Here is a 7062-nt window from a genome sequence, read left to right as displayed (position 1 = left end):
ATTGTCTGATAAATTGTTAAAGAGCAGTGAGTTAGGCGCTTTCGCTTGCTAACTCGAGGTGGCGTATATTACGCTTTCCTCTTTCAGAGTCAACCCTAATTTTCAGGGTTTTTTCTCTGCGACCCCCGGATACTCTGTGAAGTTGTTCACATGTTCCGTGTCGATGGAGGCGCATTATAGGGAGTTCCTCGCAGGCCGCAACAGGTATTTTCAGCAAAAACGATCGTTCGCTGCATTCCACAGCAAAACCCCGCCTTATACCCACTTGCACACAGTGTTATCCACAGATGCGATTTGTACGGAAAATTTACGAGCGCCACGCAAACGTTTTCGCTACAATTCCCCGCGACGAAACGATCCCCCTTTTATGGGGGCGTTACCTGAATTTGTGCCTGTCCCTCCCTTTATAAGGCAAAAAACCGCGCTTTATAGAGAGAACGAGGTGGACATTCACGTAACGCTCTTTAATTGCGACTCAAAGCCAAGGGATAAAACCATGCAACAACCTCGTCCAATCCGCCGGGCCCTGCTCAGCGTGTCTGACAAAACCGGTATCGTTGAATTCGCCGAAGCGCTTTCCCAGCGCGGCGTTGAACTGCTCTCCACTGGCGGCACCGCCCGTCTGCTGGCAGACGCCGGTCTGCCCGTTACCGAAGTTTCCGACTACACCGGTTTCCCGGAAATGATGGACGGACGAGTCAAAACCCTGCATCCGAAAGTCCACGGCGGCATTCTCGGCCGCCGCGGCCAGGACGATGCCGTCATGAATCAGCATGACATCAAGCCTATCGACATGGTGGTCGTCAATCTGTACCCGTTCGCCCAAACCGTGGCGCGCCCGGATTGCTCGCTGGAGGATGCGGTCGAGAATATCGATATCGGCGGCCCGACCATGGTGCGCTCCGCCGCCAAGAACCATAAAGACGTCGCCATCGTAGTGAAGAGCAGCGACTACGCCGCCATCATTACCGAGATGGACAACAACGACGGTTCGCTGCGCTATGCCACCCGTTTCGATCTCGCCATCAAAGCTTTCGAACACACCGCCGCCTACGACAGCATGATCGCCAACTACTTCGGCGCGCTGGTGCCGGCGTACCACGGCGAGACCGAGCAGCCGTCCGGCCGCTTCCCGCGCACCCTGAACCTCAACTACATTAAGAAGCAGGATATGCGCTACGGTGAGAACAGCCACCAGCAGGCCGCCTTCTATATAGAGGAAGAGGTAAAGGAAGCGTCCGTCGCGACCGCCGAACAGCTGCAAGGCAAAGCGCTGTCCTATAACAACATCGCCGATACCGACGCCGCGCTGGAATGCGTGAAAGAGTTCGCCGAACCGGCCTGCGTGATCGTCAAGCACGCCAACCCTTGCGGCGTGGCGATCGGCGACGACATCCTGGCCGCCTACGAGCGTGCTTACCAAACCGACCCGACCTCCGCCTTCGGCGGCATCATCGCCTTTAACCGCGAACTGGACGCCGCCACCGCACAGGCGATCATCAGCCGCCAGTTCGTGGAAGTGATCATTGCGCCAAACGTCACCCAGGAAGCGCGCTCCCTGCTGGCCGCCAAACAGAACGTGCGCGTGCTGGCCTGCGGCCAGTGGCAGCAACGCGTGGCTGGGCTGGACTTCAAACGCGTCAACGGCGGGCTGCTGGTGCAGGATCGCGATCTGGGCATGGTGACCGCCGGCGATCTGCGCGTGGTATCAGAGCGCCAGCCGACCGAACAGGAACTGCGTGACGCGCTGTTCTGCTGGAAAGTGGCCAAGTTCGTGAAATCCAACGCTATCGTGTATGCGCGTGACAATATGACCATCGGCATAGGCGCCGGCCAGATGAGCCGCGTTTACTCCGCCAAGATCGCCGGCATCAAAGCGGGCGACGAAGGGCTGGAAGTAAAAGGCTCCGCCATGGCCTCCGACGCCTTCTTCCCGTTCCGCGACGGCATCGACGCCGCAGCGGCGGTTGGCATCACCTGCGTGATCCAGCCGGGCGGTTCGATCCGCGACGACGAAGTGATCGCCGCCGCCAACGAACACGGCATTGCGATGATCTTCACCGACATGCGTCACTTCCGCCATTAATTCCTTTTGCCGCGTGCGCTCCGGCGCACGCCATTCGTGGAGCCCCTGATGAACATTTTGATTATCGGCAACGGCGGGCGCGAGCACGCGCTGGCCTGGAAAGCCGCCCAGTCTCCGCTGGCGGATAAAGTTTATGTTGCGCCGGGCAATGCCGGCACCGCGCTGGAAGCCAATCTGGAAAACGTGGCGATCGCCGCCACCGACATCCCCGCCCTGGTCGCTTTCGCCCAGAGCCATGACATCGGTCTGACCATCGTCGGGCCGGAAGCGCCGCTGGTGATCGGCGTGGTCGACGCCTTCCAGGCCGCCGGTCTGAAAATTTTCGGCCCGTCACAGGCCGCCGCACAGCTCGAAGGCTCCAAAGCCTTCACCAAGGATTTCCTGGCGCGCCACCGCATCCCGACCGCCGAATATGAAAACTTCACCGAGGTGGAGCCGGCGCTGGCCTACGTGCGCCGCAAAGGCGCGCCGATCGTCATCAAGGCCGATGGCCTGGCGGCCGGTAAGGGCGTGATCGTCGCGATGACGCTGCAGGAAGCGGAAGAAGCGGTGCGCGACATGTTGGCCGGCAATGCCTTCGGCGACGCCGGCCATCGCATCGTCGTGGAAGAGTTCCTCGACGGCGAAGAAGCCAGCTTCATCGTGATGGTCGACGGCGAGAACGTGGTGCCGATGGCCACCAGCCAGGACCACAAGCGCGTCGGCGACGGCGACACCGGCCCGAACACCGGCGGTATGGGCGCCTATTCTCCGGCACCGGTAGTGACCGACGAAATCCACCAGCGCGCCATGGATCAGGTGATCTGGCCGACGGTGCGTGGCATGGCGGCGGAAGGCAACACCTACGTCGGCTTCCTGTACGCCGGCCTGATGATCTCCGCCGACGGTCAGCCGAAGGTGATCGAATTCAACTGTCGTTTTGGCGATCCGGAAACCCAACCGATCATGCTGCGCCTGCGTTCCGATCTGGTGGAGCTGTGCCTGGCGGGCGCCGAAGGCCGCCTGAACGAGAAAACTTCTGACTGGGACGAGCGTCCTGCGCTCGGCGTGGTGCTGGCGGCCGGCGGTTATCCGGGCGACTACCGCAACGGCGAGGTTATCCAGGGGCTGCCGCAACAGGAAAGCGCCGAGGGTAAGGTCTTCCACGCCGGTACGCGCCTGCAGGGCGATGACGTCGTCACCAGCGGCGGTCGCGTGCTGTGCGTCACCGCATTGGGCGACACCGTGGCGCAGGCGCAGCAACGCGCCTATCAGCTGGCGGAAGGCATCCACTGGCCGGGCAGCTTCTGCCGCAAAGATATCGGTTATCGCGCGATCGCGCGCGGCAAATGATTTGACCTTTCACGGTCATGACAAGAGGCTCCGCAGCGCGGGGCCTTTTTTATAGCTGGTCTTCTTTCGGTTCCCAGCTGCAGAAGTCGTCGTTAGCCACCAGCAGCAGCTCGCTGCCTTCCGGCGCTTCCAGCCAGGCGACGCTCACCGGCCGGCTGCTGCTGCGAGCGCGCTTCTCGATCCAGACGATGGCGGCGGCATCCAGCCCAGGTTTTAAGCGCTGGCCGTCGCAGGTTTGCACCTGGCCCTGCATCCAACGCCCCTGCAGCAATTTGACCTTGCCGGCGCGCAGCGCATTGCTCACTTCGAGGATACGCCGCGCCTGATATTGGTACAGGGCGATTTCATCGCTGGTCAGCGGTTCGCGGCGCGTCGCCAACTGGCGCTGCATAAAGCTCACCGTGCCGTCGTCGGCAAAGCGCAGCTGAATGGAATCTCGATCGCCGTCAGCGTCGTTGCGTTTGATTTGGCGCAGCACGTCGCCCTGATAGGTGTACAGCGTGGTGATGGTGCCCGGCCCTCGGTAAGGGCTATAGACGCTGACCAGCACCTGTGGGCGGTGTTGCTCATCGTCTTTACGCCACAGGCGTATCACGCCCTGATCGGCCACGAAGCCGCTGGCGGTAAAGCTGGGGATATCGGAATGGAAACTGCAGGCGCTCAGACCAAGGGCAATGCCGGCGGCCATGAACGCCCGACGAGTAAACAAAAGGGGCATCATCGCCCCCCTGTTTAAACTTTTCACCGAGGCGCGGTCTTATTTAACAGCGTCTTTCAGTGCTTTGCCAGAAACGAACGCAGGCACGTTGGCTGCTGCGATTTTGATTTCTTTGCCAGTCTGCGGGTTGCGGCCAGTGCGCTCGCTACGATGGTTTACTTTGAAAGTACCGAAGCCAACCAATTGTACTGCATCACCTTCTTTCAGAGACTCAGTAATAGCAGCCAGGGTGGATTCCAGAGCCAGTTTAGCTTGTGCTTTGGAAAGGTCAGCCTTGTCCGCGATTACATCAATCAGTTGAGTCTTGTTCATAAGTTATCCTTACAGTGTGTTTATCGTTTGCAAAGCATCGAGTGCGACGGATATGCCGATTGACAGCACTCTCCTGCATACACGCACCGATAGCCACTTTTTTTACGCCCCCCAAATGTAGACCAGACAGGGTGCGGATGTGAAGCCTTAAGGCATGACAAATCAGGCGTTAAATCACGTTTTGTTGCCTTATTGCGCTAAATTTATCCCGATGTTGCTGACACCGGCCTCTCGCAGGTCGGATCGCAGCCCCTTGATCAGGTCTATATCGCGCTCTTCACAGGCGTCCAACAGGCGGAAAATTTCCCATTGAATGTCCCATTCTTCCTCTACCGCCGGCAAACTTTCCAACTCTTCGTCGGTCATTTCCTTACCGGCTTGGGTCATTTCCAACATCGCCACGGTGCGAATCGATGTTTCGCTGATGGCGATGGCGTGCTCCAGCGTCTCCCCGCCGAGCCGCGAATGGATCAGTTCCCCTAATGCGATACAGGCATCAATTGCCGGGTAAACGCCGTAAAGATCGTAATCTTCCGCCGACGGAATCGCCTCTTCCAACTTCTCGAGCTGGCTGTCGAAGTTGACCTTGGCATCCTTCACCACCAGCGTTTCCCACACCAAATCCAGAATGCGGCGATAAACCGCCGGATCGCCGAACTCGGTCTGTTTGCAGAACATCTGGTAATTCGGGTACATACGCTCGCACAAACTGGCCATAAAGGTCAAATGTTGCCAGGCCTCGAGCCGTTCCAGGCGTAAATGAATCGGGTTACGTAGCATGATTTACTCTCTTACGCGTTATCTGCGGCGCAGTGTACCCGAAATCGCTCATCGCGACACCTCCGGATGCTGCTGCAACCAGCGCTGAAACGCCGGGCGACGCGATGCGATGGCGTCGGCCCAGCGGGTCGGCTCCGGTAAACGGTAGCCCGCCATACAGCGTTGCACCCACGCCAGCGCGCTGTCGGCGCCCACGCGATGCCCGGTAGAGATGAACAGCGGGTTGCAGCGCGCCTTGCTGCGCCACACCCAGCCCAGCTGTTCGCCCTTATCTTCCAGCGGCGCCAACGCACCGACGGCGGCGTCCAGCGGGGCAAATTTGCCGCACAGGCGCTTCTTGGCCACGCCGATGGTCGGCACATCGACCAGCAGGCCGAAATGGCTGGCGACGCCAAGGCGCCGCGGATGTGAAATGCCGTGCCCATCGACGAAGATCAGCCCCGGTTTCTGCTGCAGCTGCCCCCAGGCGGCCAACAACGCCGGGTATTCGCGAAACGACAGGAAGCCCGGGATATAAGGCATGACGGTGGCGATGCGCGCCACCTGATACTCCACCAGTTCCAGCGACGGATAGCGCAGGATGGCGATGGCGGCGCGCGTCACCGCCCCCTCTTGTTCGAAGCCCACGTCGGCGCCGGCGATGAACGTCGGCGGTTCGGCCGGCAGATCGTCATAGCGAATGACTTCAGCGGCGCGCCGCAGCTGTTCGGCGCGCAGGGCCTGCATATCGGTCACCTCGGATCCTCAGCGGTGGTATTTCGCCGACTGCGCGTGCACCGCCTCGACGAAGGCGCCGGCGTGCTCCGGCGGCACATCCTGATGGATGCCGTGGCCCAGGTTGAACACATGACCGTTGCCGTGGCCGAAACCGGCCAGAATGGTCTCCACTTCTTCCGCGATGCGCGCCGGAGAAGCATAGAGCATCGACGGATCCATATTGCCCTGCAGCGCCACTTTGTCGCCTACGCGACGGCGCGCGTCGGCGATGTCGGTGGTCCAGTCCAGCCCCAGCGCGTCGCAGCCGGTGGCGGCCATCGCCTCCAGCCATTGCCCGCCGCCTTTGGTGAACAGCGTCACCGGCACGCGGCGGCCGTCGTTTTCACGCAGCAGACCATCGACGATCTTGTGCATGTAGTGCAAAGAGAACTCGCGGTAGTCGCGCCCGGTCAGTACGCCGCCCCAGGTGTCGAACACCATCACCGACTGCGCACCGGCCTTGATCTGGGCGTTGAGGTACAGAATCACGCTGTCCGCCAGCTTGTCCAGCAACAGGTGCAGCGTCGCCGGTTCGGCATACATCATCTTCTTCAGCTTGGTGAAGGCCTTGCTGCTGCCGCCCTCGACCATGTAAGTCGCCAGCGTCCACGGGCTGCCGGAAAAGCCGATCAACGGCACTTCGCCCTTCAGCTCGCGGCGGATGGTGCGCACCGCGTTCATCACATAGCCCAGCTCCACTTCCGGATCGAACACCGGCAGTTTGTCGACGTCGGCACGACAGGTGACGGGTGAGCTGAAACGCGGACCTTCGCCGGCTTCAAAGTACAGGCCAAGCCCCATGGCGTCAGGAATGGTGAGAATGTCGGAGAACAGGATGGCGGCGTCCAGCGCATAGCGGCGCAGCGGCTGCAGCGTGACCTCACAGGCCAGCTCCGCGTTCTTGCACAGCGACATGAAATCACCGGCCTGGGCGCGGGTTGCCTTGTACTCCGGTAAATAACGACCGGCCTGGCGCATCATCCATACGGGGGTCACATCCACCGGCTGACGCAACAGCGCGCGCAGGTAACGATCGTTCTTCAACTCAGTCATTTATGGGGCTCCCTTAATAATCTGC

Annotated in this window: 7 protein-coding genes; 2 read left to right on the top strand and 5 right to left on the bottom strand. The window is 60.5% G+C overall.

Annotated features, from left to right (window positions below; genetic code table 11):
- Nucleotides 1-496 precede the first annotated feature (496 nt).
- Entirely contained in the window at nt 497-2086 is a 1590-nt protein-coding gene (purH, locus tag AC6BYQ_RS26820; protein ID WP_498057819.1) for a bifunctional phosphoribosylaminoimidazolecarboxamide formyltransferase/IMP cyclohydrolase, read from the top strand.
- 48 nt (nt 2087-2134) lie between these two features.
- Nucleotides 2135-3418, top strand: coding sequence for a phosphoribosylamine--glycine ligase (purD, locus tag AC6BYQ_RS26815; RefSeq protein WP_019456427.1), 1284 nt, complete (start codon nt 2135-2137; stop codon nt 3416-3418).
- 49 nt (nt 3419-3467) lie between these two features.
- Here the strand turns inward: purD and AC6BYQ_RS26810 are convergent, their stop codons facing one another.
- From AC6BYQ_RS26810 to hemE, 5 genes are all read right to left on the bottom strand, one after another.
- Nucleotides 3468-4139: a DUF1481 domain-containing protein gene (locus AC6BYQ_RS26810; protein ID WP_026036179.1), complete on the bottom strand. Its 672-nt coding sequence runs from the start codon at nt 4137-4139 to the stop codon at nt 3468-3470.
- Between the two features lie 36 nt (nt 4140-4175).
- Complete coding sequence (hupA, locus tag AC6BYQ_RS26805) at nt 4176-4448, bottom strand: nucleoid-associated protein HU-alpha (RefSeq protein WP_004929874.1); 273 nt, start codon at nt 4446-4448, stop codon at nt 4176-4178.
- 189 nt (nt 4449-4637) lie between these two features.
- Complete coding sequence (locus AC6BYQ_RS26800) at nt 4638-5228, bottom strand: YjaG family protein (protein ID WP_025160203.1); 591 nt, start codon at nt 5226-5228, stop codon at nt 4638-4640.
- A gap of 48 nt (nt 5229-5276) precedes the next feature.
- Nucleotides 5277-5963: a deoxyribonuclease V gene (gene nfi / locus AC6BYQ_RS26795; protein WP_498057818.1), complete on the bottom strand. Its 687-nt coding sequence runs from the start codon at nt 5961-5963 to the stop codon at nt 5277-5279.
- 9 nt (nt 5964-5972) lie between these two features.
- Nucleotides 5973-7037 (bottom strand): uroporphyrinogen decarboxylase, encoded by a 1065-nt coding sequence (gene hemE, locus AC6BYQ_RS26790; RefSeq protein ID WP_004929877.1) that lies wholly within the window; start codon nt 7035-7037, stop codon nt 5973-5975.
- Between the last annotated feature and the right edge of the window lie 25 nt (nt 7038-7062).

It is taken from the genome of Serratia sp. LTN-2, assembly GCF_059740205.1.
This window is presented reverse-complemented; position numbering and strand designations above follow the sequence as displayed.

Bases quoted from the DNA above. Each gene is read 5' to 3' on its own strand.
- purH (WP_498057819.1), top strand. From the start codon at position 497: ATGCAACAACCTCGTCCAATCCGCCGGGCCCTGCTCAGCGTGTCTGAC.
- purD (WP_019456427.1), top strand. From the start codon at position 2,135: ATGAACATTTTGATTATCGGCAACGGCGGGCGCGAGCACGCGCTGGCC.
- AC6BYQ_RS26810 (WP_026036179.1), bottom strand. From the start codon at position 4,139: ATGATGCCCCTTTTGTTTACTCGTCGGGCGTTCATGGCCGCCGGCATT.
- hupA (WP_004929874.1), bottom strand. From the start codon at position 4,448: ATGAACAAGACTCAACTGATTGATGTAATCGCGGACAAGGCTGACCTT.
- AC6BYQ_RS26800 (WP_025160203.1), bottom strand. From the start codon at position 5,228: ATGCTACGTAACCCGATTCATTTACGCCTGGAACGGCTCGAGGCCTGG.
- hemE (WP_004929877.1), bottom strand. From the start codon at position 7,037: ATGACTGAGTTGAAGAACGATCGTTACCTGCGCGCGCTGTTGCGTCAG.